The organism is Methylobacterium sp. 4-46 (assembly GCF_000019365.1).
Lineage (GTDB): Bacteria > Pseudomonadota > Alphaproteobacteria > Rhizobiales > Beijerinckiaceae > Methylobacterium.
Map to the genome: position 1 here is coordinate 1751778 of NC_010511.1, position 25873 is coordinate 1777650.

The 25873-nt window shown below is 70.3% G+C and carries 23 protein-coding genes and 1 pseudogene; 8 read left to right on the plus strand and 16 right to left on the minus strand.

All coding sequences use genetic code 11. The annotated features are described in order from the left end of the window. Nucleotides 1–123: 123 nt before the first annotated feature. From M446_RS07345 to M446_RS07385, 9 genes are all read right to left on the minus strand, one after another. Nucleotides 124–621: a hypothetical protein gene (locus M446_RS07345; RefSeq protein ID WP_012331479.1), complete on the minus strand. Its 498-nt coding sequence runs from the start codon at nt 619–621 to the stop codon at nt 124–126. 16 nt (nt 622–637) lie between these two features. After that, nucleotides 638–1840: an acetate/propionate family kinase gene (locus M446_RS07350; RefSeq protein WP_012331480.1), complete on the minus strand. Its 1203-nt coding sequence runs from the start codon at nt 1838–1840 to the stop codon at nt 638–640. A 2-nt stretch (nt 1841–1842) separates the two neighbouring features. Beyond that, nucleotides 1843–2817: a phosphate acetyltransferase gene (locus M446_RS07355; protein ID WP_012331481.1), complete on the minus strand. Its 975-nt coding sequence runs from the start codon at nt 2815–2817 to the stop codon at nt 1843–1845. A 262-nt stretch (nt 2818–3079) separates the two neighbouring features. Continuing rightward, nucleotides 3080–3613 carry a GNAT family N-acetyltransferase gene (locus tag M446_RS07360; protein WP_012331482.1) on the minus strand — a complete coding sequence of 178 codons (534 nt, stop codon included), beginning with the start codon at nt 3611–3613 and terminating at the stop codon, nt 3080–3082. A 180-nt stretch (nt 3614–3793) separates the two neighbouring features. Beyond that, the gene (locus tag M446_RS07365; RefSeq protein WP_012331483.1) at nt 3794–3976 is read right to left on the minus strand and encodes a hypothetical protein; all 183 of its coding nucleotides are present in this window, start codon (nt 3974–3976) and stop codon (nt 3794–3796) included. Between the two features lie 49 nt (nt 3977–4025). Then, nucleotides 4026–4667 (minus strand): 3-oxoacid CoA-transferase subunit B, encoded by a 642-nt coding sequence (locus tag M446_RS07370; protein WP_012331484.1) that lies wholly within the window; start codon nt 4665–4667, stop codon nt 4026–4028. A 4-nt stretch (nt 4668–4671) separates the two neighbouring features. Beyond that, the gene (locus M446_RS07375) at nt 4672–5319 is read right to left on the minus strand and encodes a CoA transferase subunit A (RefSeq protein WP_012331485.1); all 648 of its coding nucleotides are present in this window, start codon (nt 5317–5319) and stop codon (nt 4672–4674) included. A 248-nt stretch (nt 5320–5567) separates the two neighbouring features. Next, nucleotides 5568–5987: a hypothetical protein gene (locus M446_RS07380; protein ID WP_012331486.1), complete on the minus strand. Its 420-nt coding sequence runs from the start codon at nt 5985–5987 to the stop codon at nt 5568–5570. A gap of 71 nt (nt 5988–6058) precedes the next feature. Beyond that, the gene (locus M446_RS07385) at nt 6059–6499 is read right to left on the minus strand and encodes a hypothetical protein (RefSeq protein WP_012331487.1); all 441 of its coding nucleotides are present in this window, start codon (nt 6497–6499) and stop codon (nt 6059–6061) included. 349 nt (nt 6500–6848) lie between these two features. Between M446_RS07385 and M446_RS07390 the strand changes: the two genes are divergently transcribed. After that, nucleotides 6849–7067, plus strand: coding sequence for a hypothetical protein (locus tag M446_RS07390; RefSeq protein WP_012331488.1), 219 nt, complete (start codon nt 6849–6851; stop codon nt 7065–7067). A gap of 323 nt (nt 7068–7390) precedes the next feature. Here M446_RS07390 and M446_RS07395 read toward each other — a convergent pair whose 3' ends face one another. Both M446_RS07395 and M446_RS07400 read right to left on the minus strand, forming a co-directional pair. Next, the gene (locus M446_RS07395) at nt 7391–7822 is read right to left on the minus strand and encodes a hypothetical protein (RefSeq protein ID WP_012331489.1); all 432 of its coding nucleotides are present in this window, start codon (nt 7820–7822) and stop codon (nt 7391–7393) included. Between the two features lie 29 nt (nt 7823–7851). Beyond that, complete coding sequence (locus M446_RS07400) at nt 7852–8982, minus strand: AraC family transcriptional regulator (RefSeq protein ID WP_012331490.1); 1131 nt, start codon at nt 8980–8982, stop codon at nt 7852–7854. Nucleotides 8983–9940: 958 nt separating this feature from the next. On the opposite strand from M446_RS07400, the gene M446_RS07405 reads away from it, so the two are divergent. Then, entirely contained in the window at nt 9941–10324 is a 384-nt protein-coding gene (locus M446_RS07405; protein WP_012331491.1) for a c-type cytochrome, read from the plus strand. Nucleotides 10325–10458: 134 nt separating this feature from the next. Continuing rightward, nucleotides 10459–11781: a cation:proton antiporter gene (locus tag M446_RS07410; RefSeq protein WP_012331492.1), complete on the plus strand. Its 1323-nt coding sequence runs from the start codon at nt 10459–10461 to the stop codon at nt 11779–11781. A gap of 47 nt (nt 11782–11828) precedes the next feature. Here the strand turns inward: M446_RS07410 and M446_RS07415 are convergent, their stop codons facing one another. The 4 genes from M446_RS07415 to M446_RS07430 all read right to left on the minus strand — a co-directional run bounded on the left by M446_RS07415 (nt 11829) and on the right by M446_RS07430 (nt 18012). Then, complete coding sequence (locus tag M446_RS07415; RefSeq protein WP_012331493.1) at nt 11829–13202, minus strand: TAXI family TRAP transporter solute-binding subunit; 1374 nt, start codon at nt 13200–13202, stop codon at nt 11829–11831. Nucleotides 13203–13575: 373 nt separating this feature from the next. Next, nucleotides 13576–14679, minus strand: coding sequence for an AraC family transcriptional regulator (locus M446_RS07420; protein ID WP_012331494.1), 1104 nt, complete (start codon nt 14677–14679; stop codon nt 13576–13578). Nucleotides 14680–15171: 492 nt separating this feature from the next. Continuing rightward, the gene (locus M446_RS07425; RefSeq protein ID WP_012331495.1) at nt 15172–15546 is read right to left on the minus strand and encodes a hypothetical protein; all 375 of its coding nucleotides are present in this window, start codon (nt 15544–15546) and stop codon (nt 15172–15174) included. A gap of 795 nt (nt 15547–16341) precedes the next feature. After that, nucleotides 16342–18012: a SulP family inorganic anion transporter gene (locus M446_RS07430; protein WP_012331496.1), complete on the minus strand. Its 1671-nt coding sequence runs from the start codon at nt 18010–18012 to the stop codon at nt 16342–16344. 619 nt (nt 18013–18631) lie between these two features. Between M446_RS07430 and M446_RS07435 the strand changes: the two genes are divergently transcribed. The 5 genes and pseudogenes from M446_RS07435 to M446_RS07455 all read left to right on the plus strand — a co-directional run. Then, nucleotides 18632–21343, plus strand: a complete 2712-nt coding sequence (locus M446_RS07435) for a decarboxylase (protein ID WP_168169143.1) — start codon at nt 18632–18634, stop codon at nt 21341–21343. 88 nt (nt 21344–21431) lie between these two features. Further along, complete coding sequence (gene aspT, locus M446_RS07440) at nt 21432–23123, plus strand: aspartate-alanine antiporter (RefSeq protein ID WP_012331498.1); 1692 nt, start codon at nt 21432–21434, stop codon at nt 23121–23123. Between the two features lie 454 nt (nt 23124–23577). Beyond that, nucleotides 23578–24006 carry a hypothetical protein gene (locus tag M446_RS38800; RefSeq protein ID WP_012331499.1) on the plus strand — a complete coding sequence of 143 codons (429 nt, stop codon included), beginning with the start codon at nt 23578–23580 and terminating at the stop codon, nt 24004–24006. Nucleotides 24007–24412: 406 nt separating this feature from the next. Further along, nucleotides 24413–24796 (plus strand): hypothetical protein, encoded by a 384-nt coding sequence (locus M446_RS07450; protein ID WP_150108605.1) that lies wholly within the window; start codon nt 24413–24415, stop codon nt 24794–24796. Nucleotides 24797–25009: 213 nt separating this feature from the next. Continuing rightward, a pseudogene (locus M446_RS07455) lies at nt 25010–25432 on the plus strand (SDR family oxidoreductase); the annotation flags it as partial. A 119-nt stretch (nt 25433–25551) separates the two neighbouring features. On the opposite strand, the gene M446_RS07460 reads toward M446_RS07455, so the two are convergent. Then, nucleotides 25552–25779 (minus strand): hypothetical protein, encoded by a 228-nt coding sequence (locus tag M446_RS07460; protein WP_012331500.1) that lies wholly within the window; start codon nt 25777–25779, stop codon nt 25552–25554. Between the last annotated feature and the right edge of the window lie 94 nt (nt 25780–25873).

Genomic DNA, 25873 nt, shown 5'->3' on the forward strand with positions numbered 1-25873 from the left:
TCGCGTGCCGATGTCTCGGTCCCAGAGCACTTTCCGACGAAGTGGATGCCGGTTCGTCGCGGAAAATGCGGCAGGATCAGAGACCTAGAGCAACACCCGATTGCAACGTGATCGGGTGCCGCTCTAGTGGGGCTTGGTCTCCCAGGTGAGGAAGAACCCGACATCGCCCGGCATCCCGTCCGGCCAGTCGACGATCATCGCCTTCAGGCCGTAGCCGGCCGGTTGCAGGCGGTCGCGCCAGAACTCGTAGGCCTGGCGCGGGCGGCCGGTGAGGGTCTCGGCCCAGCCCGCCTCCGCCCCGTTGATGGCCCGGCCCTTGTCGGTGCAGATCAGGTTCGGGAAGCGCATCACCAGGAGCTCCTTCTGGCCCTGCTCGGCCGCGATGCGGAGCTTGTGCAGGAGGCGCTGCGTGATCTCGCTCAGCTTCTCGGGCGTGAGATCGAGGGGTTCCGCGAGCTGCTTGGCGAGTTCGGTCCGCGCCTTGGTGGCGCGGTCCTGCCCCTCCATCTCCTTGAGGGCCTTCGCGGCGCGCATGCGGGCCGAGTAGGCGGCGAGGTCGTCCGCCGACATGAACGGATCGTTGCCGATCACCGCGTCGGGCTTGGTCGTGAGCGTCTCCATAGCGGTCTCCATGGGGTCAGAGCGCCGGCTGGCGCGCGTCGTCGAGCACCGCGCGCATCCCGCGCGCGATCATCGTCTCCTCGTCGGTGGGGATGACGAGGGCCTGGGGTCCGGGACCGCGCGTGATCAGCGGCCCGCCCGCCGCGTTCGCGGCCTCGTCGAGCCGGAAGCCCGCCCAGGCGGCGCCCCGCAGCACCTCGGCCCGGGTGGCGGCGTCGTTCTCGCCGATGCCCCCGGTGAAGACGAGGCCGTCGATGCCGCCCAGGGCCGCCACGAGCGAGCCGAGCTCGCGCCCGATCCGGTAGACGAAGAGGTCGATGGCGGTGCGCGCGCGGCGGTCGGTGCCCGCCAGCGCGCGCAGCGTCCGCATGTCGTTCGACAGGCCCGAGACGCCCAGGAGCCCCGAGCGGGTGTAGAGCATCCGCTCCAGCGCGTCCGCGTCGAGCCGCATCTCCCGCAGCAGGTAGAAGACCGCGCCCGGGTCGAGGCTGCCGCAGCGCGTGCCCATCGGCAGCCCGTCGAGGGCCGAGAAGCCCATCGTGGTCGCGACGCTGCGCCCGCGGTCGAGGGCGCACAGGCTCGCGCCGCTGCCGAGATGCGCCGCGATCACCCGGCCCTGCGCGAGGACCGGGAAAGCGGCGCCGAGCCGCTCGGCGATGAAGGCGTAGGACAGGCCGTGGAAGCCGTAGCGGCGCACGCCGCGATCCGAGATCTCGGCCGGCAGCGCGAAGAGCTGCGCCACCTCCGGCTGGCCGCGGTGGAAAGCCGTGTCGAAACAGGCCACCTGCGGCAGGTCCGGGAATTGCCGCCGCACGACGCGGATCGGCTCCAGGTTGTGGGGCTGGTGCAGCGGCGCGAGCGGCACGAGGCGCTCCAGCGCCTCCAGCACCGCGTCGTCGACCCGCACGGGCGAGCTGTGCGCCGTGCCGCCGTGCACGACCCGGTGCCCGACCGCCGCCAGCCGGTGCTCGCTCCGGTGGGCCCGCAGCCACGCGGCAATCTGGAGCAGCGCTTCCTCGTGCCCGAAGCCGCCCGCCTCGAAGCACGCGTCGGCGACCACGGCGCCGGCGCGGTCGCGCACGATCATGTGCGGCCCGCTGCCGAGCCCCTCGAACAGGCCGCGATAGAGGCGGCGCGGGGCGCCGTCCTCCCCGGGCTCGAAGACCTGGAACTTGAGGCTCGATGAGCCGGCGTTCAGCACGAGCGAGGCCGGGATCATGGCTAGACCTCGGGCAGGGGCTTGGCCGCGCGCTGCGCCGCCGCGAAGAGCGAGGCGACGGCGCAGGAGGCGAGCCGCGTCAGGCGCGAATCGGCCCGGCTCGTCAGGATGATCGGAACCCTCGCGCCGAGCACGATCCCGGCGGCGTCGGCATCCGCCAGGAAGGTCAGGCTCTTGGCCAGCATGTTGCCGGCCTCGAGATCCGGCACGACCAGCACGTTGGCCCGGCCGGCGACCGGCGAGCGGATCTTCTTGATCGCCGCCGCGCCGAGATCGATGGCGTTGTCGAGGGCGAGCGGCCCGTCGAGCACCGCTCCGGTGATCTGGCCGCGATCGGCCATCTTGCAGAGCGCCGCGGCGTCGAGGGTCGAGGGGACCTTCGGGTTGACGGTCTCCATCGCCGACACGATCGCGACCCGCACCGTCTCGATCCCGAAGGCCCGCGCGAGGTCGATGGCGTTCTGGACGATGTCGCGCTTCTCCTCGAGACTCGGCGCGATGTTGATGGCCGCGTCGGTGACGATGAGGGGGTCGTCGTGGCTCGGCACGTCCATCACGAAGCAGTGGCTGAGGCGGCGCGCCGTGCGCAGGCCGCCCTCGCGGCGCACCACCGCGCCCATCAGCTCGTCGGTGTGGAGGCTGCCCTTCATCAGGGCCTCCGCCTCGCCCGCATTCACCAGCGCCACGGCCTTGGCGGCGGAATCGTGGCTGTGGGCCGCCTCGACGACGCGGTAGGCCGCGAGATCCTTGCCGAGCGCGGAGGCGGCCGCGGCGATCCTCTGAGGCGGGCCGACCAGGATCGGGTCGATCAGGCCGAGATCCGCCGCCTCCAGCGCCGCGCCGAGCGAGGCTTCGTCGCAGGGATGGGCGATCGCGACCTTCAGCCGGGGCCGCGCCCGCGCGGCGGCGACCAAGCGCTCGTACTTCTCGTGCCGGCGGTGCCGGGCCGGCGCCTCCTGCGTCGTCGAACTCGCCACGATGCTCTCTCCTGATCGGACAGGGCGCACGGTGCGCCGCCGATGGCCGCGCGGCCGGACCGGCCTCGGCCGCGAACCGGAGGGGCGCCCGCGCCTTCCCGATCACCCGCCCCCCGGCGGCGTCCGCGGGGCAATCTTCCAGAGGACGCGCCCCGCCGCTTGATCGGGCGGGACACCGGCGCGGCGGCTGCGATCGGCCCGGGACCGCGCCGGCCGGGAGCGGCGCCGCGGCGCTGGCGGGTGCGGGACGCCCGAACTCCCGTCAGCGCAACCGGAGCACGACGTGGACCGTCCGGCCCTCCCGCCGCATCTCCACCGGGGTCCCGCAGCGCCTGAACAGCGCGAGCATGGGAGCGTTGTCCGACAGAACCTCGGCGGTGAGTTCGGAGAGGCCGCTCCGGCGCGCCAGGGCGATGAGGTGGCGCATCAACGCGGCGCCGACGCCCCGGCCCTGCCACGCATCCGCCACCGCGAAAGCGAGCTCGGCCGTGCCGGGCGCCGTGACGATGAAGCGGCCGCCACCGACCAGGGTCGGGGCGCCGCCCGCCTCCGCCACCAGGGCGACGTGCTCGCGGAAATCGACATTCACGAAGTAATCGACCTCCCGCTCGCTGAAGCCGCGCCTGGGCGCGAAGAAGCGCAGGGTGCGCGAGCGCTCGCCGAGGCCGGCGAAGGCGGCGAGCAGGCCCTCCCGGTCCCCCGGCCGCAGCGCCCGGATCGACAGCGCCTGCCCGTCGCGCAGGTGCTCCACGGCGGCGTAGTGCGGTCCCGGGCCCGTGCTGGCCTGCTCCGTCATGGCGGACCTCGAATGTCGGAGGGGCGGCGCACCGATCAGGCCGGGCTCGGGCGCCTCGCACCGGCGGTCATGTCTCGTGACCGCCGGTGCGATTCGCGAATCGTCGCCAAGCCTGCGGCCTGCTGTCGACGGTGCGAGATGGTCACCGGCCCGATGCGTCAGCGTCCCGGGCCGCCGGCATCAGTAGCGCCGCACGCGCACGGCGCGCGCGCCGTAGACGCCGCGGCGCACGCCGACCGCCCCGCGCGGGCCGACGCAGCCGGCCCGGTAGACGCCGCGCGCGCAGACGACGGCCTCGGCCTCGGTCGGCGCGAGGGCGACCAAACTCGCGAGCAGACCGGCGACGATGAGAATGATCCTCATGGGCAATTCTCCTCCTTCTCGCGCGTCCCCGCGCGGTGATGGGCTTCCCTCACGTGCCCTCGGTGAGGGCGATGGCGAGGTCGGCCTCGGTGGCGGCGCGCACGGCGTCGAGGCTGACGCCCGGCGCCGTCTCGACGAGGGTCGCGCGCCCGTCCGGAAATGCGATCACCGCGAGCTCCGTCACCAGGAGGTCGATCCGCCTCTCGGCGGTGAGGGGCAGCGTGCATTCCCGAACGAGCTTGGGCCGGCCCTTCGCGGTGTGCTGCATGGCCACGACGACGCGCTTGGCTCCCGTCACCAGGTCCATCGCGCCGCCCATGCCCGGGACCATCCGGCCCGGCACCATCCAGTTGGCGAGGCGCCCGGTCTGGTCGACTTCGAGGCCGCCGAGCACGGTCAGGTCGAGGTGGCCGCCGCGGATCAGCGCGAACGAGGTGGCGCTGTCGAAGGCCGAGGCGCCCGGAAGCGCCGTGACGGCCTTGCCGCCCGCATCGGTCAGCCAGCGCAGGGCCATGCCGGGCTCCGGGACCGGGCCGGTCCCGATCAAGCCGTTCTCCGATTGGAAGAACACCGTGAGCCCGGGGGGGACGTGGTTCGCGACCAGGGTCGGGATGCCGATCCCGAGATTCACCAGCATCCCGTCGCGGAGTTCGCGGGCGATGCGCTTGGCGATGACGACGTGCGGATCCATCGGTTCACCCGCAGGCGATGACGTGATCGACCAGCGGCGCCGGCGTCACGACGTGGTCGGGCGCGATGACGCCGGTCGGGACGATGTGCTCGGCGCACACGATCACCGTTTCGGCCGCCATCGCCATCAGCGGATTGAAGTTCCGCCCGGTCAGCGCGTAGGTGAGGTTGCCGAGATAGTCGCACAGGAAGGCCTGTATGAGCCCGAACTCGGCGCGCAGGGCCGGTTCGAGCAGGTAATCGCGGCCGTCGACGGTGATCCGCCGCTTGCCCTCCTCGACGAGGGTGCCGATCCCGGTCGGGGTGAGGATTCCGCCCAGGCCGCAGCTGCCCGCCCGGATGCGCTCGGCCAGCGTGCCCTGCGGCACCAGCTCGACCTCCAGTGTCCGCGCGATCATCCGCGCCTGGGTCTCGGGATTGAGCCCGATATGGCTGACGACCGCCCGCCGCAGCGCCCCGGCCGCCACGAGCTTGCCGATGCCCCGCCCGGGCGCGGCGGTGTCGTTGGCGATGACGGTGAGGTCCTGCCGGCCCTGCCGGACGAGCTCGTCGACGAGCGGCTCGGGCGTGCCGACGCCCATGAAGCCGCCGATCATCACGCTGGCCCCGTCGGGGATCAGGGAAACCGCCTCGGCGAGTGAGCTGATCCGCATGGGAGACTGCCGCTCGGTGATGAGGGAGGGTGCGGTCGCACCGCCGGCCCCGGGCGGGCCGGGCTGCCCGTGCCGCCCGGGTGAGCGGTCCGGGGGGCGCCGGCAACTCGGCCCCGCGACCGGCGACGGGCGAGGATCCGTCGTGCGCGCCTCGGCGCGCGACGAACTCTCGGCATCGGCTCCGCCGTCCGCCCGAACGGCGGCCCGGTCACCCCGTCCCCCGGACAGGGCTGCCCTGCGCGCCCCGCTCAGTAGACGGCGGCGGCGCGCACGCGGCGGTAGGCGAACGGATCCGTCCAGGCAGGAACCCTGACGACCACGACCGGAGGCGCGGGATCGAAGGGCAGGAGGGCGGCACTGAAGGCGATGAAGCCGGCCGCCGCGCGCACGTCGTCGGGCTGCCGCGGGTCGCGGGAGATCCGGTCGGCCTCCCATTGCAGGCGCAGATTGCACCGGCGGGACGGGAGCCCGCCCGCCGGCGTGCAGGCGTCGTGGCGGGCGCAGGCCGCATCGAGCGCATCGACCGGCGGCAGCGGCGCCCGGTTCCCGAGGCCGCAGTAATTGCCGTGCATCAGCAGGCTCGGCGCGAGCGGCGCGGCGGGCGCCTGCGCCAGCGCGGGCGAGGCCAGGCCGAAGGCCAGGACGATGGGCGTGAGTTCACGGATCATGGCAGGCCTTCCTCCACTCTGCGGCCATCCCCGGGCGGCGCCCGCCCCGGCGGGCGCCGAGGAGCGACCGCTCAGTAGCCGTAGGGGCGGCAGACACCCGACGCGGCGTCGTAGTAGCGGGACGGGCCGCATCCGCCGTAGGTGGAGCCGTAATAGCCCGCCGCCGCGGCCGCCGCGGCGCCGGCCGCCAGCCCGTAGCCGTAGGGACGATAGCGGTAGCCGTAGGCGCCGTAGCCGCCGCGGTATCCGTAGCGGCCGTAGCCGCCGCGGTATCCGTAGCGGCCGTAGCCGCCGCGGTACCCGTAGCGGCCGTAGCCGCCGCGGTATCCGCCGCGCACGCCCGCCACCCGTCCGCCGCGGAAGCCGCCGGCACGGACGCCGTGGAACCCCCCTCCGCCCCGGAACCCCCCTCCGCCCCGGAACCCGCCGCCGCCGAAGCCGCGCGCTTCGGCGGTGATGCTGGTGAGGATCAGGGCGGCGATCGCGGAGGTGACGATGATGAGGCGCTTCATGGCGTCGTGTCCTTGACCTAACGGGCCGGCCGGCACGGGCTGCTGGCCGCCGATCAGGAGCTCGGGATCGGCAGCAGCTCCGCCGGTCATTGCGATGTGAACGATAATCTTGGCGTGCCTTGGCGCTTGATCGGACAGGACAGCCGAGATCGCAGTCGGACTGAACGTCTGGATTGCAGCTGGATCCACCCTGCACTACGCTCGACGGCGTTCGCTCATCGACCCTCACGCGCCAGCGCGGCGGGTCCGCGTCGCTGCGTCAGAGACGTCCCGCCTGGAGACGGTCGGGGCCGGGCGACGCGGGCGAGTCACGCGGGTTCGGCGCGGCATCGATTCGGTCATAACTGAAGTGCCGTCATTCGAGATCAGGGTCACGACGGGAAGCGCGGGGGCGATCCTGCGCGCCGCGACCGAGCGCGCGGCGGCCGCCAAGGCCGAGGGGCTCATCCGCCGGGCGCACCATCGCGGCGCCGCCATCGCGGTCGCGGTGGCGGGCAACGACGACCAGGCGGTGCGCCGCATCGAGCTCTACCTGGCCGACGTCATCTCCGAGGTGGAGCGGGCCTGACCGCCGAGCGGGACGGCGCCCGGCACGTCCGGCGCCGAACCCCGCCGGCCGGCTCGCCGGCGCGGTCCGGCGCGACCGCGGCGGGACACGGCCCGCGCCCCGGCGGCGTCGCCGCGGGCGGACCGGGCGCCGGCCTGGGGGCGAGTCCGGCACCGATCGGCAGGCCGACCGTGGCGCCCGGCTGCGCGAGGGCCGGGCCGGCGAGGCCGGCCGCGAGGGTCAGGCAGACGAGGGGCAGGCGCATCGCTGCGGGTCTCGGTGAGGGGGCCTTGCGGGCCCGGACCAGGGGCGGCTCTCGGCGGCCGGCGCCGGGCTGCGCGCCGTCAGGGGCCCGAGCAGCGCCGGTACTCCACGCCCGTGGGGTCCTGATCGCCGTAGTAGCGCTTCAGGGTTCCGTTCGGCCCGAGCGCCAGGAGAACCCTGACCTCGTTGACGGCGACGACGTTCGCGCAGTCGAGGACGAGCCGCTGACGGTCGCTCACCGGGCGCACCGACTTGATGCGGCAGGACGCCATCGGCGTCCTGAGGCGGTTGCCGGAGACGATGAAGGCCGGCGCGAAGATGTCGAGCGGCGTCCTGAACGACGTTCCTTTCCCGGCGGATGAGTACACCTCCGCACAGTCGCGCCCGCCCAGCACCCAGGCGCCCTGGTAGCCGGCGAGCCCGGCCGGCGCCGCCGTCGCGCGCGTGCCCCCGGCCGAGGCGAAAAGGGCCAGGCCGAGCGCGGCGGCACGAACTCCGTGTGCAGGTCCCATTGCGGATCTCCTCCCTCACGCCTCACGCCTCACGCGCCCGCGGCAGCGCGACGGCCGTCGCTCATCTCGCCGCCGCTCGGATCTCGCCGCTGCTTGCGCCACGCGCTCGGCGTCGTCCCGGTCCAGCGCCGGAAGGCATGGGTGAAGGCGGCGGGCTCCGAGAATTCCAGGGCGACGGAGATCTCCGCCAAGCTCAGGTTGGTGTCGGCCAGCAGCTGCTTGGCGACGGAGAGGCGCGTCTCGTTCGCGACCGATCGGAAGCTCGTTCCCTCGGCCCTCAGACGCCGGCTCAGCGTCCGCCGGTGAACCGCCAGCGCCTCCGCGGCCTGGCGCGCGCTCAGCTCTCCTTGCGTCAAGGTGGCACGCAGGTGCCGGCGCAGCTCGTCCGTCAGGTCCGCGGGCATGCTGGCCGCGAACTGGCGGATGCGCTGCTCGGCAAGCTTGCGCACGATCGGGCTCGCGTCCCCGATCGGCCGCCCGAGGAGGCGCGCCGGGAAGGTCAGCGCCGCGATCTCCTGTCCGAAGCGGACGGGAGCGCGAAAGACATTCGCGTAGGGCGTCGCATCGTCCGGCCCCAGGCGCGGCAGCAGCACCTCCTCGGGCGCCCAATCGCCCCCGCAGAGGGATCTGATCACGTTCGTCATCGCCGTGAGCGCCCGCTCGCAATGGAGCGCGATCCCCTCGGCCTCGGGCCGGTAGGGCGAGTAGCTGGCGATGGCGAGCGGGCCGTTCACCGCGACGCGGATCACGGCCCCTCGGTTGAGAAGACCGTGATGCGTCTCCAGCACCCGCAGGGCGTCACCGACCGTCTCCGAGTTCCTCATCAGCACGCCGAGCAGCCCGAGCGAGGCCAGCGTGGTGCGCTGGCCGACCAGGAGGCCGAAATGCGGACAGGCGCTCCGGCGGGCGGCGAGCGCCATCAAGCGTCCGAGACTCTCGAACGAGAGCGCCCCGGCTCCCTCCAGGCATCGCGGGCCGATGCCGCTCTGCACCAGCAGCGGAGCCGGCTCGATCCCGAGCGCCACCAGAACCTCGCAGATCGCCTCGACGGCGCTGCCGTGAACGGCGGCAGGGGCGGCCGGGCGCGGAGGGATGCTGGTCTCGGCACGCCTCGCCTCCGGCCGCGATCGCTCGCAACTCCAACTGATGGCTGACATCATGCCCACTCCTCCCTTCTTCGGTGCCGATGCTGCGGTCTTGCTGCGACGCATGATGACCGAACGCCGCTTCGATCGGCCGCCCCCGCCAAGTACTTTACCCGAGCCAAAACGCAGTTGCGCGAAATACGACCCCGACCAGCACTCTCTGTCGGATATGATATGAAGCAAAATTCGGAGATGATACTTGAAAAAATTCAGTCGTTTGGCAACGAAACTGAATTCGTCGCCACGCCGACCGTCTCACCCGGTTCCGGCCGAGCGGGATCGGTGCGGCAGGAGCCGCGCCATCCGGCCTCGTCCGAGCGATGACCTCCTCGCCCCGCCGGGTCGGAGCGAGGACTGACCTGATGGCGCGGTCGGAATGCCCATGCGTCCGGTCCACCTGCCGGCCGCCGCTCTGAGGCTTCGAGCCACCGTCTTGCCTGGCACAATCGTATGTTTCTCGATGCTGTGGTCCTTGACATAAGTCAATATCTGTCCGGTCTGACCACCGTGAGCGCGATGAAGAGGCTTGCCAAACTTCACAATTGATATTGAATCGGGCGCTGCCAGAGGTGGAACCCTGACATCTTGCAACGGATCGCCTCCTCGAGGGCGTGGAGGGTCCGGAGGTCGCCTCCGCGGTGATGGGCTGCCGTTCCGGATGGGGGGCGCGGCGCAACGCGCGGCCGCACCCGCCGCGCAGCGGGAGGCGGACCGGGATGCCGGTGCCGCGCGAGCAGGCCGAAGGGGCCGACACCCTGCGATCCTGCCGGCCTTTCGACGCGACCATCGGAGGGCGCCGGGCGCAGCGAGGAGATTTGCGTTCGGCGCCGCTTCAACCTGATCTACATCAAGGCGGCGAGCGACGATTCCGCCCTGATAGGATCGCGAGAGTTCAGCCGAGGCCGCAGCGCCGATCGATGCCGAGGGCCACGCCCAGGCGTCGCGCCGGCGCTGCCATGCGGGGAGGCAGGCGATGCACCGAGGACGCGGGACGCCGAAACACCGTCCGGACCTCCTGTCCGGCTCGACCCGCGCCCTCCTCATCCTCACCCTCCTCGTCGCGGGCGCGGACCGAGGCTGGTCGCAGGACAGCGTTGCCCGGGGGCGCCGCCTCGCCGACGATCTCTGCGCCGAGTGCCACCGCGTCGATTCCATCTCCCGGCCGAGGGGCGGCCCGGCCCCCGACTTCGTCGCCGTCGCGCAGGCGCCCTCCACGACCGGCGTCGCGCTCAGCGTCTTCCTGCAGCAGCATCACCCCGGGATGCCGAGCTTCCAGCTCTCGCGCGAGGAGCGCGACGCCCTCATCGATTACATCCTCAGCTTGCGCTCCCGGGCCTCCGGCAGCGGGCAGCCCTGAGCGCCGAGGCCTGCGGAGGGGCTCGCTTCGCGCCGGGCGGCGGCATCGCGTCGGACGAAACGTCCCGCACCCCGCACGCGTCCGGAGATCGAGGCAGGCGCAACGGGAAACACTCTCGGTCGGGGATCTGGCCCATGTACCAGAATATCGCCATCCTGTTCGCGTTCGTGTTCGCCTACAGTCTGGTTGCCGCGCCGCTGGAGCGCACGCCGGTGGCCGGCGCTCTCGTCTTCACGGCATTCGGGCTCGCCCTGGGACCGATGGGCCTGAATCTGCTGGAGATCGGCTCACGCGCGCAAGTCCTCAAGACTCTCGCTGAACTGACGCTGGCGCTGGTGCTGTTCACGGATGCGGCCAACGCGGATCTCGGTGTGCTTCGGCGCTCCTACGCGATCCCGGTCCGCCTGCTCCTGGTCGGGCTTCCTCTCACGCTGGTGCTCGGTACGGCGGCCGCGTACCTGCTGTTTCCCACGATCGGCCTGCTCGGCTGCGCGCTCCTCTCCACCATCCTGGCCCCCACCGACGCCGCGCTCGGGAAGGCCGTCGTCACCAACCCGTCCGTGCCCGCGGCCGTTCGCGAGGGCCTGAACGTCGAGAGCGGCCTGAACGACGGGATCTGCGTGCCCGTCCTGCTGATCCTGCTCGCGCTGGCCGCGGATCGGGCGGCCGACAACGACCACCTGCAGCTGGTGATGTCGCACTTCGTTCGGGAGATCGGCATCGGGCTCGTCACCGGGGTCGGGCTCGCGGTGATCGGCGTCTGGGGGCTGCGATGGGCGGAGCGCCGCGGCTGGATGGGCACCGGGTGGCGCCAGATGCCCGCCGTCGCGCTGGCGATCACGTCGTTCGCGGCCGCGCAGGCGCTGGGCGGCAGCGGCTTCATCGCGTCCTTCGTGGGGGGGCTGGCGGCCGGCTGGATGGCGCGGCGGCGGACGGTGAAGCACGAACTGCTCATGGCGGCCGAGGGCGCCGGCAACGTGCTGGCGCTCCTCACCTGGGCGCTCTTCGGCGCGACGGTGGTCAGCGAACTCGCGCCGCGCCTCGGCTGGGAGATGGTCGCCTATGCCGGCCTCAGCCTCACGGTGATCCGGATGGCTCCCGCGTGGATCGCGCTGGCCGGCTCCGGTGTGGACGCCGGCGGCAAGGTGTTCCTCGGCTGGTTCGGCCCGCGAGGGCTGGCCAGCATCGTGTTCGCCGTCCTGGTGCTGGATGCCGAGGTGCCCGGCAGCGACCTCATGGCGGCCACGGTTGCCTGCACGGTGATCCTCAGCGTCGTGGCCCATGGCCTGACCGCCAATCCGCTCAGCGACGCGTTCGCCCGCCACGCCGCGAGGCGGAGCGAGCCGCGCGGGGCGGCCGTCGCGCCGGGGCAGGCCGGCGCGCAGGTCCCGCGGCGTCGGGGCGCAGCCGCTGCCGGGGAGCCGCTCGCGAGGGATTCCCTCTGGCCTCACGCCTGATCCGGGATCCGGTTGACCCAAGCGGATCCCGCGCGCGATGGCCGCGATCAGGTGGGAAGACCGGCCTCCCGGCCCGTCCGGAGCGGCTCACGTCTTTGCAGCGCGACGTCTCCGGCGGCTTCCGCGCGGCGCGCCGACCGGAGCGCCTCCTCCCGCTTCGTGAGCGCCTGGTCAACGTAGTCGACCGCCAAGTGGATCACCGCGGCCTGGTGCTCCTCCAGGCGGCCGCGCGCCGCCTGCGACGCGATCGTGGCGACCGCCTCGTCGAGGCGGCTGCGGATCCTCTCGAGATCGGACAGCGTGCTGGCCCGCGCGATGGACGAGATCATCTCGTGCGCGCGGGACAGGATCGTGGGAGCATCCTGGACGCGCGGGACGCCGAGGAACCGCAGGATCGCGGCCAGTCCGGAGCCCAGCAGCCCCAGGATCATGGGACCGTAGAAGAGCCAGTCGCCGTAGCGCTCCATCAGGGTGGTTTCCTCGCTGTCGTAGAACGCCCTGGCGCCGGGATGAACCGGAATGACGGCGTCCTTGTCGGTGCTGGCAGCCTCCACCAGCGCGGCGAGCGGGGCATCCGGCGTGAGCTTCTGGCGATTGTCGAAGAGATGGCGGGTGAGCTGCGTGATCACGTCGTTCGAGACCTCCCGGTCCGCGACCAGGAAGGTCGCGACCTCGAGCGTCGTGAGGCTCTCCGCGGGCAGCGTGGGCGAGCCGCCGAACTGGCCGGCTGCGATCTCGGTGGCCTCGTAGACCGGGGTCGCCGCCGCGATGGCCTCGGCCTCGCTGATCTCCAGGAAGGCGAGTTCCCGGCGGCTGGCGCGGCGCACGGCCGCCCATTTCTCCCTCATCCTCGCCCCGCGGGTGGCCGGCACCGTGAACAGCAGCGCGTCCACCTTTCGGCTCCTGATCGCGTCCGAGATCTCGATCGCCGATGGCGGGACGGTCCTCGCGTCGACGGAGACCGCATAGTGATTGCGCAGCGTCGCGACGATCTGATCGTTGGCGTTGGGCGGGCCGACGACGCCGAGCACCCGGCCTCTCAGGTCGGCGAAGCCGGCGATCCTCGTCTTGCTCAGAGTGACGATCACCACCGGATCCTTGTGCAGGATCGCCACGGCGCGGACCTTCTCCGAGACTGCGCCGTCGCCGCGCACGACCGCGAGCTGCGCCTTGCCCGCGGCCAGCCGCGCCAACGCCTCGGTCGGGCCGGAGGTCGGGATCACGGACAGGCGCGCCGGAGCGCCGCCCTGGGTGAGGGCCCGGCTCCAGGCGGCGATGAGCACGGCGTCGTCGAACTCGGCCGGCCCGACCGCGACCGACAGGATCGCCGGCTTCGAGAGGTGGCGCCACGCCGCGACGGCCAGCCCGGCGACGAGGCAGAGACCCGCAGCGACAACGAGCCAGCGCACCGTCGTGCCCATCGCCCTGCCACCTGCGACCCGCCTCGCCATGACGCTCAATGACCCGGGCGGCGTCGACAGGCTTGATCGTGCGGGACAACGCGCCGCCAAGACCGAGAGCAGCGCTGATACGCGACCTCGGTCGGATCATGATCGCCGTGGACGCGCGTGAGACCGCCATTCGGCACGGCTGCCATGAGAACCGCGACCGCGTTGGCTGCGACCGTATTCGCGCAGTCGCGCCCGCTCGACAACCACGCGCCTCGGGAACCCGAGAGATCGGCCTGGGCCGCCGACGCCGGGACCGAGCCCGGCGGCACGCGCGAAACCTGCGAGGCTGATGGCGGCCCCGTCCCGAATCGCGCGCCGCGGACCGCGGATCCGCGCAGGGCCGCTACTTGGCCCATCGTTCGTTGCGCCACGCGCTCGGCGTCATGCCTGTCCAGCGCCGAAAGGCGTGCGTGAAGGCGGCGGGCTCCGAGAATTCGAGCACGGATGAGATCTGCGCCAAGCTCATGGTGGTGTCGGCCAGCAGCTGCTTGGCGATGCCGAGCCGCGTCTGGTTCGCGATGGACCGGAACGTCGTTCCCTCGGCCTTCAGGCGGCGGGTCAGCGTGCGCTGGTGGATCGCCAACGTCTGGGCGACCTGATCCTTCTCGATTCGCTTCTGCATGATCCTGGAGCGCACGCGCCGCCGGACCTCGTCGGTGACGTCGGACGGGAGGATGGCCTCGCATTGCTGGATGCGCCGCTCCACGCTCGCGCGAATGACGGGGTTGGCGTCCTCCACCGGCCGCTTCAGGAGCCGTGCGGGGAACACCAGCGCGGCGATCTCCTGCGCGAACCGGACCGGGGCCCGGAAGAAGCCCGTGTAGGGTGTCGTGTCCGGCGGCTCGAGCCGCGGCAGCAGCACCTCGTCCGGGCTCCATTTCGCGCCGCACAGCGCGCGCAGGACGTTGGTCAGGGCCGCGACGGCCCTCTCGCAGTGGAGCGCGACGCCGTCGACGTCGGACGCGTAGGGGGCGTAGCTCACGGTCGCGACGGCACCATCGACCGCCAGCTCGATCATGGCGCCGCGGTTCAGGAGATCGTGGTGCGTCTGCAAGGCCTGCAGGGCGTCGCCGATCGTCTCGGAGTGGCGCATCAGCGTCCCGAGCAGGCCGAGCGAGCCGAGGGTGGTGCGCTGACCAACGAGGAGGCCGAAATGGGCGCACCGCGCCTGGTCGGCGGCCAGTGCCGTCAGGCGGCCCAACGCCGCGAAAGAGACCGTTTCCACCGTCTCGAAGATCTGGGCATCGATCCCGGCTTCTTCAAGGACAGTTTCAGGATCTAGCTCAAGCTCTAACAGTATATCGTAGACGGCCTTGACTGCGAAGACGTGGGTGAAATTGAATGGGATAGACGGTGCGCTGAAACATTTTGAATCTTTTGATATAAGACCCTTCTGAAACTCTGGGTCGCGGCCTTGATTGCCACTCGACGGCACATCGGAAGGCATAGTCGTGCCTCCAGTGCTTCTGGATCAGGGCTGTCATGTAGATCATAAATGGGGCGGCTTCGCAATACACGTCTCAAGAACGTGGCCGTGCCGCGGAATGCGCCAGTGTCAGCGAATTGCGCTCGATCTTATCCGGCGCGAGGCGAATAGCCGTGGCATGGACAGGCCGTGGAGGCTCGGGACGGGGACATCGGCCCCGTTCGCGCGGGCGCGGGTCCCCGATCGTCCCGCTCCGTCGACGCGCGGCGGGGACGAGCGGCCGGTCCCGGGCCCCGACGGGGATCCGCGCCTTCCGATTCCGGCCCCGTCTCCGCGCGGACCGACGCGCCTCGCACCTCCCTCGTCGCGCTGCCCTCACCCCGTGGCGGGGAGCGGGCCGGGCAGGGGGTCGACGACGCCGCGATGCCGACGGCCTCGTGCCGAGCCGAGCCGAGCCGAGCCGAGCCGAGCCGAGCCGCGGACGGGCAGGGCTTCGCTCCCGTCGCGGCGGCCTCACTTGTCCTGGACGGTCGGATGTCCCGCGTCTGCTCCCCGCGCACCGGGGGCCCGGCGGCGCCTCACGGTCGGAGACGCGGGCCCTGCCTCCCGCGCGGCGGCCGCGTCCCGGTCGCGCGTGGGCGTTGCCAGCAGGATCGCCGTCCTCACCGCCGCGCGCATCTGGGCGTCGGACGAGCCATGCATGGCCAGCACCTCGCGGGCCTGAGGGTTGGCCTGCATGATCGCGCAGACGTCGATCGCGATGCCCTCCGCGAGCTGTCGCGGCCCGGGCGCCGGATCGTTCAGGTAGTCCGCCACGGCAGCGTCGAGCTGCTCGTCGGTGACGCGCTTGCGCTTGTGGAGATCCCCGATGGTGGGAGTGTCGATCATGGGCAAACTTCTACTCTGGCATGCCTGAATGCTGCGTTGAAGCGGATGATCGGGCAATGCGGCGGTCTGCGCAGGCGATGGGAGCCTCGAAACATCCAGTATCTACTTGATAGGCCGCCACGGCGTCGGTGCAGGAGCGCACTGCTGGATCGCTGCGCGGGGTCCGGAGATGCGCGCGGGCGCGCCTGGGTGGGGTCGCGGACGAGCGCAGCCGGTCGGCCCCCCGCCGGTGACCGCCGACGAAGCGGTGATCGGGAGGGGGATCGTCGCGCGTGCGTCGGGCCTGTCCCCGAGGCGGCGGGGCTGGCCGGGCGGGGCCCTTGAGCGAGGGGGCGGTCCGGGCTTGAGGGGCGGCGGTCATCGGTGCCAGCCATAACCGGCAGCCGGCGCGAGAGTTTCGGCGAAAGTTTCGGCGAGAGTTTCGGCGAGAGTTTCGGATCGCGTGCTTCGCCGAGGGAGGCGGGATCCGATCCGACGGGCAGCCTCACGAGGCCGAGGCGCGGACCGAGGCCGGGCGCGAAGCCGTCGGGGTGGCTGCGTCCCGATGCCGAGCGCGCATGGCACGCCGCTCGTCCGGCGCCGACGAGTCTAGAGCAGCACCCGATCACGTTGCAACCGGGTGCCGCTCTAGTGCACTGACGCCTTCAAAACGTACAAAGCTCAGCGCGATTTCTCGGGCGTTTGTAGACGTTTAGCAAATGAGCGCGTGGTGCGTTCGTCAGTGTCTGTGCACTAGATCTCTGATCTTGCCGCATTTTCTGCGACGAACCGGCATCCACTTCGTCGGAAAATGCTCTAATCGGGCACGCATTTCGCTTGTCTCTCCTGGTATCGCTGAATAGCAACTCGCGCATTGAACAGCAGGCGATCCGGTCCGAGCTCCCTGTCCAGACCAGAGCGCCTCACCATCTCAAGCACACCGGGATTCAAGCCGACGAGCCAAACCGTCACGCTGGTTCGTCTCGCGCCCTCCTGCAACATCTTGAGGGCCGAATACTCGATATCCGGAACGCGGCTGAGGTCGAGGGCGACCACGCGAGGCTTGTGTTCTGCAATGAGCAGCCTGATCTTGTCACCCACGTTCTGTGCATTCGCGAAGTAAAGGCGTCCCTCGGGCCGTATGATCAGGAGGCCGTCGAAGGTCTCGTCGTCGGGATGCTCGGGCGAGAGGGGGCGCAGGACGTCCGCACCGCGCTTGCGACCGATCACGGCGACCGCGGGGCGCGCGGTCTGGAGGGCCAGGCCGACCAGCGAGAGGACGACCGCGACGACGATGCCCTGGAGCGTGCCGAAGACGAGCACCCCGATGGCCGCCATGATGGCCCAGCGGAACTCCATCTGCCTCACCTGGAGGATGGCCCGGAACTCCCCTGGCTGGATCAGGCCGACGGAGTACACGACGACGATTGCCGCCAAGGTCGCGTGCGGAAGGAGGCTCAAGATCGGCGCCAGGACCAGCATCGTGGCGAGAGCCGCCGCCGCCGCGACGAGCGAGGCGGTCTGCGTCCTGCCCCCGGCGGCCCGGACGACGCCCGTCTGCGACGTCCCGCCGCCGGCCGGCATGGAGCCGAGGAACGCTCCCCCCAGATTGGCCGCTCCCGTGGCGATGAGTTCGCGATTGGCATCGATGGGCGGATCGCCCGCAACCACGAAGGCTCGCGCCGCGGCGATGCTCTCCGCGAAGCTCATCAGCGCGATGCCTATCGCGCCCGGAAGAAGCGCCTGGACGAGGGCCGGGTCGGGCCACGACAGCGCGGGGAGGCCGCGCGGGATCGGACCGACGATCGGGACGCCCCGGGCGTGGAGGTCGAGGAGCCACGAGGCCGCGATCGCCCCCGCGACGGTCACGAGGGGCGCTGGCGAGTGGGGCCTGAGGCGCTCCATCACGATGAGCGCGGCCAGCGTGATCCCCGCGACGGCCGCGGTCGGCAGGGAGGTTTCGGGGAGGTGTCGCACGAGGCTCAGCGCATCGGCGAAGAACGACTGCTTGGCGACGTGGAGCCCGAGAAGCTTGGGGGCTTGGTCCAGCAGGATCACGAGACCGATCCCGGCCTTGAAGCCCGTCAGGACCGGCACCGAGATGAAATCGGCGACGACGCCGAGTTTGAGGAGCCGCGCCGCGAGAAGCAGCGCGCCGACCAGGGCGGTGAGGGTCGCGCACGCGGCGGCTGTCTTCGCGGGATCGCCGTCCGACACCACGCTGCCGAGTTCAGCCCCGGTCAGGATGGCCAGCGTGGTCGTCGAACTCACGCTGAGAACGCGGGACGAGCCCAGCAGGCCGTAGAGGATGGTCGGCACGAAGGCCGTGTAGAGGCCGACCGCCACCGGCAATCCGGCCACGGTCGCGTAGGCCATGGCCTTGGGCAGAACGACCGCCGCGACCGTGGCGCCCGCCACGGCATCCGAGCCGAGCCCCGTCGGCGCACCTGCCGGACGAGCCTGCATGGGTGGTCCGAGTTCAGCCATGTGGACGACTCCGCGGATCGGGAGCGAATCCTCCCGGGGGTGGCGCGTCGCGCCGAGCAGGGGACCCGATCAGCGAACGTCCCGTCCCTCTGCCAGGGGCCTGACCTCGCGGGCGCGCCGCGGAGCGCGGGCGGAGCCGCGACGACGGGCGGGGCGCGGTTGAGCGGCGCATCTCATCGCAGGGCGCGGGCTGGCCGACAGGGGCTCCGGCCGAGCCGCCGCCGGCGCCGATCCGACCCACCGGAGAATGCGGAGAGGCTCTGGCATCGCGGTCGCTCCCGTCTGCTTCAGGTTTGAGATCGAATACTCGCGGTGATCGCCCGCCCAGCCAATGGTAGCACTGCGCGTGCTTTCGAATTGAAGCAATCCTGACGTGTCCCGTTGGATCAAGCGCCGCCGGAACCGGCGGCTTTAACATACATCGATCGACGAGGGTTTCCAGCAAGATCAGCGCCCGCACTGGCGAGGCCGAGAGAGGGTTACCTCCATGTCGAAGGCTGACCGACCGCACACGCCGTCCAATTTGCGGACTAACGAGCGATCCTCACGAAGGCTTGGCCCGCGATCGGTCGATGAGGGTGGCGCCTCATCCTCGCAGCGCGTCGACCAATTCTTGCTCATGCACTCCGCCCGACTGGACCAGTGGCGGGATATCGCGGTCGTTGCCGAAGCGTGGCAGGCCGGGACCAGGCAGCGGGACGATGTCGAGGCGGCCGTCCAGGCCATGGAAGCGGTCGAAGGCTACCACGCCTATCCGGGATCGCGGCTCCTGGCGGCGCTCCGCAACGCCATCGCGGAGGACGACGCGGGCGGCACGGCCCGCATGGCGCTGCGGATCTCCAATGCCTTGCTCACGCGGGCCTACCGCGAGCGGGCCGCGGAGTGGGACCCGCGTGCCGAACTGGCACCGGACGAGGTCGGCGACGTGATGCCGCCCGGCCTCGGCGAGGCGGACCCGCACCGCCCCTATTTCGAGGTGCTGTTCGTGACCGCCCAGCCGGCCTCGCGGTGGCCGGCCCTCGCCGAGGAGCTGCGCCGGCTCCGCCGCCCCGAGGATTCGTTCGTGTACGAGCCGGTTCTCGTCGGGTCGTTCGAGGATGCTCTCTGCGCGGCGGCGATCAACCCGTCCATCATCTCGGCGGTCGTGCCGGAGGGCTTCGCGTTCCGGTCGCGCCACGACGCGCCCGTGCTGCGGGAGGTGCTGCACACGCTGGGCGTGGAGGATGACCGCAGCACCTCCGCCCTGCGGCTCGCCGCGGCCCTGAAGCGAATCCGGCCGGAGCTCGACATCTTCATCCTCTCCGAGCGCCGGGTGGAGGATCTGGCGGGCGACCCCGCCGCGGATTGCGTGCGCCGGATCTTCTACGCCGTCGAGGAGCCCCTGGAGATTCACCTCTCGATCCTCGAAGGCGTGCAGGACCGCTACGAAACGCCGTTCTTCGACAACCTGAAGCGCTATGCGCGGCGGCCCATCGGCACCTTCCACGCACTCCCGATCGCGCGCGGCAAGTCGGTCTTCAGATCCGACTGGATCCGGGACATGGGCGCGTTCTACGGCATCAACCTGTTCCTCGCCGAGAGCAGCGCGACGACGGGCGGCCTCGACAGCCTCCTCGAACCGACCGGCACCATCAAGCGGGCGCAGGACATGGCGGCGCGCGCCTTCGGCGCCGACCACGTGTTCTTCGTGACCAACGGAACCTCGACATCGAACAAGATGGCCGTTCAGGCCCTGCTCGGGCCCGAAGACATCGCCATCGTCGACCGGAATTGCCACAAGTCACACCACTACGGCATGGTGCTGTCCGGCGTGCATCCCATCTACGTCGAGGCATTTCCGATGACGGAATACTCGATGTACGGGGCGGTTCCGCTGACCACGATCAAGCGGGCACTGCTCGCCCTGCGCGCCGACGGTCGTCTGGAGCGGCTGAAGCTGCTCGACCTGACCAACTGCACCTTCGACGGCCACATGTACAACGTGCGCCGCGTGATGGAGGAATGCCTCGCGATCAAGCCGGACCTGGTCTTCCTGTGGGACGAGGCATGGTCCGGTTTCGCCCGGTTCTCACCCTTCCTTCGGCCCCGCACCGCGATGGGAGCGGCGGCCGAGATCGAGGCATGGTTGCGGGACCCGGCCTCGCTCGACGCCTACGAGGCGCAGCAGCGCGAGCTGGGACCCCAGCCTTCGGACGAGGCGCTCCTGAGGACGCGGCTGATTCCCGATCCGCGCCGCGCGCGGCTTCGCGTCTACCAGACGAACTCGACGCACAAGTCGATGTCGGCGATCCGGCAGGGCTCCATGCTCCTGGTGAAGGATGTCGACTTCCACTCCGTGGAGGCGCAGTTCCGGGAGGCGGTGTTCACGCACGCCTCGACCAGCCCCAACCAGCAGCTGATCGCGAGCCTCGACGTCGCCCGCCGCCAGATGGAGCTCGAAGGCTACGGGCTGGTCATGAACGCGATCGAGATCGCGCTCCGGATCCGCCGGGCGGTCAACACGCATCCGCTGGTGTCGCGCTACTTCAACGTCCTTGGTGCCGAGCGCATGATCCCGGCCGCGTACCGCCAGTCCGGCTTCAAGGACTACCTCGACCCGGACGCGACCTGGGCCGACGTCGTCCGCGCCATGCACGAGGACGAATTCTACCTCGATCCCACGCGCATGACGCTCGTCTGTGGCACGGCGGGCTTCGACGGCACGCAATTCAAGGGCCTTCTGGCGAGCCAGTACGGTATTCAGCTCAACAAGACATCACGAAACAGCGTGCTGCTGCAATCGAACATCAACAATACACGCAGCGACGTCGCCCACCTGATCCGCGTGCTGGTCGAGATCGCTCACGGCATCGAAGACCGCCTCGCGGCGGGCGGCGAGGCGGAGCGCGCCGCCTTCGACGCGCGCGTCAAGTCGCTGATGACCGACGTGCCGGATCTGCCGAATTTCAGCCACTTCCACCAGAGCTTCAGGGAAAACGCCGGCGAGAATACGCCCGAGGGCGATATCCGCTCGGCCTTCTTCAGTGCCTACGATCCTTCGCTCTGCGAATACGTGCCGCTGTTCGGTCCGGAATGCGACCGCCGGTTGCGCGACGGACCGGAGATGATCTCGGCGAACTTCGTCATCCCCTACCCGCCCGGCTTCCCGATCATGGTGCCGGGCCAGGTGCTGACGCGGGAGACGGTCGACTTCATGCGCAAGCTCGACGTCAAGGAGATCCACGGTTACGAGAAGACGAGGGGGCTCAAGCTGCTCAAACCGGATGCGATCGCGGCAAAGCGCAAGTCTAAAGCACCGGCTGCGACGAGCAAGACCTCGCGAGCCGCGTAGGATGAGGTGCGAGCCATGGAATGAGGTGCGAGCCATGGGATGAGGTGCGAGCACTTGGACGAGGCGGATCTGACGGGAGAGGGCTTCCATGTTCGACTGGTTCGCAAACACGCTTCGCCAGTATCCTGAGATAGCCATCTTTATCGCCCTGGCGTTCGGCTATTACTTCGGGTCCTTCACCTACAAGGGGCTGGGTATCGGTGCCGTGACGGCGACGCTCATCGCCGCCGTGGTCATCGGCCAGATCGGCATCAGCGTGACCGGGCCGCTCAAGCCGTTCTTCTTCCTGATGTTCCTGTTCGCGATCGGCTACGCGGTCGGACCGCAATTCGTCCGGGGCGTCGCGCAGGACGGTCTTCCGCAGGCCCTCTTCGCGGTCATCGTCTGCGTGTTCTGCCTTGCGGGCGGTTATCTCGCGGCGCGGTTCGGGGGCTACGATGCCGGGTCCGCGGCCGGGCTCTACGCCGGCTCCCAGACGATCTCGGCCTCCATGGGTCTGGCGACCGACGCGATCAACCGGCTGCCGATCCCCGCCGAGCAGGCCAAGGCTCTCCTCGACGCCATGCCGGTCGCCTACGCCATCACCTACATCTTCGGCACGCTGGGTTCCGCGGTGATCATCGCCCTGCTCGGCCCGGCCCTCCTGGGCATCGACCTCGAGGCCGCCTGCAAGCGCTACGAGGAGAAGCGCGGCGGCACGAAGGTCGCCGGCGGCCCCGGAACCGCGTGGCACCAATTCGACCTGCGTGCTTATCGCGTGCGGCCCGACGGGATCATCGTCGGAAAGACGGCCGCGGAGGCGGAGCGGATGGTGCCGGAGCAGCGGCTCTACATCGAACGGCTTCGCCGCGGCGCGAATGTCATGGATGTGACCGCCGATACCGTGATCCAGGCGGGAGACGTGGTCGCGGTCGCGGGACGGCGCGAGGTCCTGGTCGGCCTGATCGGCGCGGCGGCCGAGGAGGTCGATGACAGGGAGTTGCTGGCGGTGCCGGTCGAGGGCCTCGACGTCTACGTGACGAGCAGGGAGGTCGATGGCAAGTCGCTCGCGGAGCTGGCGCAAAGCCCGTGGGCGCGCGGCGTCTTCCTGCGGAAGATCACGCGCGGCGCCACCGCGATCGACATCCCGATCCTGCCGAGCACGAGGATCAATCGCGGCGACATCCTCACGCTGGTCGGCCGAACTCAGGACGTGAGCGCGGCCACCAAGGCGATCGGCCATCCCGACCGCGCCACCGACGTCGCCGACGTCATGTTCATCGGCGCTGCGATCGCGATCGGCGCCCTGGTGGGTGCGGTGGTCTACACCGTCGGCGGCGTGCCGCTGACGCTCTCGACGTCCGGGGGCGCCTTGATCTCGGGCCTCTTCTTCGGCTGGCTGCGGTCGGTTCGTCCGATGTTCGGACGGATCCCGTCCTCGACCGTCTGGTTCATGAACTCCGTCGGACTGAACGTGTTCATCGCGATCGTCGGCATCTCGTCCGGCCCGAAATTCGTCGCCGGATTGCAGCAGCTCGGCTACGGTATCTTCCTCTGGGGAATTTTCGCGACGACGCTGCCGCTCATCCTTGCCCTTTATGCCGGGAAATACCTGTTCCGCTTCGACGACGCGATCCTGCTCGGGGCCGTGGCGGGAGCGCGCACCACGACGGCCGCGCTCGGGATGGTGACCGATCGGGCGAAGAGCCAGATCCCCGGCCTCGGCTACACCGTCACCTATGCGGTCAGCAACACCTTCTTGACGATATGGGGAATGGTCCTGGTCATGCTGCTGACCTAGCAGGTTCCGGAGATTGCCAAAGACGGACGGCTCTGTTCTGAAAATTCGGCCGTCCGCAGCGCTGCATGGATGGTGGAGATTGGCTCTCGATCTTCACCATTCTTGACGCGAGAGCGTCAGTGCTCTTGCGGGCATCCGATCCGAGCGATCTCGCGGAGGACGTTCGGCAATTGTCGCGCTCTCGTTCTGGTCAAGGCCGGTGGCGGCGGGTGGACGGCCGAAACTCCGTTCGTGGTTCGCGGCCGCGTGGATCGCGGCCGCGGAGCCGAAGGTCCGCCGGCTGACCAGCCTGACCTCGGGCCCGCCTGTCTCGTCCGATCAAGCTGCGCCGGCGCCATGGTTTAGCATGTCGGGAATGCGACGGTGGTCTCGCGCTTTCGGAGCCGTTGCGCGCGGCGGAACGATCCGAGCAGCGCCCACCTGACCAGGATCCAACTGTCCAGGAGGCTGGGCCATGAGGCGTCTGATTCTGCCGGCGGCAGCCATCACCGTCCTGATTTCGAGCGGTATCGTCGCGGAGGCGCGGGGCTTCCGCGGCGGGGGCGGCTTCCAAGGGGGCGGCTTCCGCGGCGCGTCCGTCGGTGGGGGGTGGCGCGGTGGCGTGGGCCGCCCGGGCTGGGGGGCGGCAGGACCGATCGCGGGCAGGCCCGGCTGGGGTGCGGGGCGGCCCGGGTGGGGAGCGCGGCCGATCGCCGGGCGGCCTGGCTGGGGCTACGGCGGATATCACCGATACGGCTACGGGTACCGTCCCTACGGGTACGGCCTTGCCGGGGCCGCGGTCGGGGCGGCTGCGGGATATGCTCTCACGAGCCCGGCCGGTGACGGCGAGTGCGGGCCTTACGCCTATTACGACGCGTATGCGGGCGTCTGCCGCCCCTACTGACCGGGCTGCATTCCCGCGGGACGCGCCGTGCCGGTTCGCCCCGTCGGGACGGGCGGCGATCCGCGTCATCTCGGTTTCACGGCCCCCCGCGTTCCGCGCGGGGGCAAGCGCGCATCGAGGGCCGACGACGGGTCTGGCTCGGTGCGGCGTCCGGGCCGGTTCCCTCCGCGCGTCGCGACGGCGTTCGGAGCCGACGCTCCGCGCCGCGCCGGCGCCGCGCCGGCGCCGCGGCTCCCGCGTGATCCGCGCGAGGCGCGAGATCGGCGGAGGAGCAACGACCGCGCCTCAGCCCTCGCGGACGGCATCGACCGGGCGGCCGCGATGCGCCCGGCGCGTGCCGGCGCCAGCGCGCCACGTACGTAGGGTATCATTCCCATAGATTATATTCTGGGATATGATTTGAGCATTGAGCGATTCTCGCGGGGGCGGAATTGTGAAAAACTATCACGAAGAACTTTATGAAGATTATACGGATCCTGCATCCGTCGTGATCGACGAGTTGAGCGAGATCGATTATGTTGAGCATTTAAAAATCATCCTAAAATCTCATATGGGTCATTTTTTGGAAACCGGAGAAATCAGCAAGGTTGGCCTCGAAGCCAGTCGGTTGGATTTTGACGAGCTGATAAAGCGTTACGATGCCGACATCGAGGCGAAGATGATCATCAATTTCGCCAAAGATCGTCTATTTGGCGCAATCTGTTGCTTCAAAGATAATACGGCTCTGGCGTTGAGGCACATCGAAGAAACGCTCGGATACGTCGAGCGTATCCGAACCATATTTGACTAGGTGGGAGTTCGACTCGGAGCCCTTCCTCCCCTTTCGACGCTCTCGCGGCGACCCTCGCCAGCCTGCGCCGCGATGCCGGGCGGGGGCGCGACGAGGGACGCGCGCAACCGCGGCTTGCCGGGCCCGGATCACACGCCTGCGCGGCGCCTGAGCGAAGCCCCAATCCGCCATCCCGAAGGGATCAAGCGGATCACCAGCCCGCGCGGCGCCTGAGCGAAGCCCACATCCGCCATCCCGAAGGGATCAAGCGGATTTGGGATGAGCGGCATCCGAGGTCGCGCGGCGTTCTCCGCTGGCCCCGCCCCGCGACGACGCGCGAGCCGAATCGGTCTCTGCGCCGCCTCGAAGGCGGTGCGGTCGTTCGCCCGCAACTGGATCCTCGACCTGAAGGGGCGCGGCATCCGGGTGAACACGCTCAGCCCCGGCGCGACCCGCAGGCCGGGCCTCGTCGCCCTTGCCGGCCCGGATGCGGCCCAGCAGCAGGGGCTGCTCGACCATCTCGCCTCGAAGGTCCCGACGGGCCGGGTCGGCGAGCCGGACGAGATCGCGAAGGCGGCGGTGTTCCTGGCCTCGGACGACGCGAGCTTCATCGACGGCGTCGAGGTCTTCGTCGATGGCGGCCAGGCCCAGGTCTGACCCGGGATCCGCCTCGATCGGGCGGATCCCGGGTCGGGAAGCCCGCGCGGCGGAGCCTCGCGCGGCGGCGCGGCGACCGCGTGACCACCGGCGGCGCGGCGGACGCGGTGTCCAGAGCCTCAAGAGACGCTTCGATCGCGCCTCTGCTCGTCAACCACGTCGTAGATGCTGCACATCGCATTGAGGAACTGGATGACGGCGCTCTTGATCGCCGTCCGGTCGGACTCTCCGGCTCCGATCACATCGATCGTGAAGTGGCGTCTGCGATGGGCGTCCTCCTGCAGCGTCACTTTCACGGATTCGATGTCTTCGAAGCACGGCATCTCTTTGAGGTAGAGAAGGGCCAAGCATTCGATCTCAGAGCAAGTTCTCCGCGGGCGCCTCACTTACCATACTCCAGTGCAGCATGGGACCAGCAGCGTCGCAATCCGGCAGCGACTG

What these genes read in the sequence shown, in the direction of transcription:
- M446_RS07405 (WP_012331491.1), top strand. Translation starts at nt 9,941, where the DNA reads ATGCACCGAGGACGCGGGACGCCGAAACACCGTCCGGACCTCCTGTCC.
- M446_RS07370 (WP_012331484.1), bottom strand. Translation starts at nt 4,667, where the DNA reads ATGGATCCGCACGTCGTCATCGCCAAGCGCATCGCCCGCGAACTCCGC.
- M446_RS07360 (WP_012331482.1), bottom strand. Translation starts at nt 3,613, where the DNA reads ATGACGGAGCAGGCCAGCACGGGCCCGGGACCGCACTACGCCGCCGTG.
- M446_RS07415 (WP_012331493.1), bottom strand. Translation starts at nt 13,202, where the DNA reads ATGGGCACGACGGTGCGCTGGCTCGTTGTCGCTGCGGGTCTCTGCCTC.
- M446_RS07435 (WP_168169143.1), top strand. Translation starts at nt 18,632, where the DNA reads ATGCACTCCGCCCGACTGGACCAGTGGCGGGATATCGCGGTCGTTGCC.
- M446_RS07400 (WP_012331490.1), bottom strand. Translation starts at nt 8,982, where the DNA reads ATGATGTCAGCCATCAGTTGGAGTTGCGAGCGATCGCGGCCGGAGGCG.
- M446_RS07365 (WP_012331483.1), bottom strand. Translation starts at nt 3,976, where the DNA reads ATGAGGATCATTCTCATCGTCGCCGGTCTGCTCGCGAGTTTGGTCGCC.
- M446_RS07350 (WP_012331480.1), bottom strand. Translation starts at nt 1,840, where the DNA reads ATGATCCCGGCCTCGCTCGTGCTGAACGCCGGCTCATCGAGCCTCAAG.
- M446_RS07425 (WP_012331495.1), bottom strand. Translation starts at nt 15,546, where the DNA reads ATGATCGACACTCCCACCATCGGGGATCTCCACAAGCGCAAGCGCGTC.
- M446_RS07375 (WP_012331485.1), bottom strand. Translation starts at nt 5,319, where the DNA reads ATGCGGATCAGCTCACTCGCCGAGGCGGTTTCCCTGATCCCCGACGGG.
- M446_RS38800 (WP_012331499.1), top strand. Translation starts at nt 23,578, where the DNA reads ATGAGGCGTCTGATTCTGCCGGCGGCAGCCATCACCGTCCTGATTTCG.
- M446_RS07430 (WP_012331496.1), bottom strand. Translation starts at nt 18,012, where the DNA reads ATGGCTGAACTCGGACCACCCATGCAGGCTCGTCCGGCAGGTGCGCCG.
- M446_RS07345 (WP_012331479.1), bottom strand. Translation starts at nt 621, where the DNA reads ATGGAGACGCTCACGACCAAGCCCGACGCGGTGATCGGCAACGATCCG.
- M446_RS07420 (WP_012331494.1), bottom strand. Translation starts at nt 14,679, where the DNA reads ATGCCTTCCGATGTGCCGTCGAGTGGCAATCAAGGCCGCGACCCAGAG.
- M446_RS07385 (WP_012331487.1), bottom strand. Translation starts at nt 6,499, where the DNA reads ATGAAGCGCCTCATCATCGTCACCTCCGCGATCGCCGCCCTGATCCTC.
- aspT (WP_012331498.1), top strand. Translation starts at nt 21,432, where the DNA reads ATGTTCGACTGGTTCGCAAACACGCTTCGCCAGTATCCTGAGATAGCC.
- M446_RS07410 (WP_012331492.1), top strand. Translation starts at nt 10,459, where the DNA reads ATGTACCAGAATATCGCCATCCTGTTCGCGTTCGTGTTCGCCTACAGT.
- M446_RS07395 (WP_012331489.1), bottom strand. Translation starts at nt 7,822, where the DNA reads ATGGGACCTGCACACGGAGTTCGTGCCGCCGCGCTCGGCCTGGCCCTT.
- M446_RS07380 (WP_012331486.1), bottom strand. Translation starts at nt 5,987, where the DNA reads ATGATCCGTGAACTCACGCCCATCGTCCTGGCCTTCGGCCTGGCCTCG.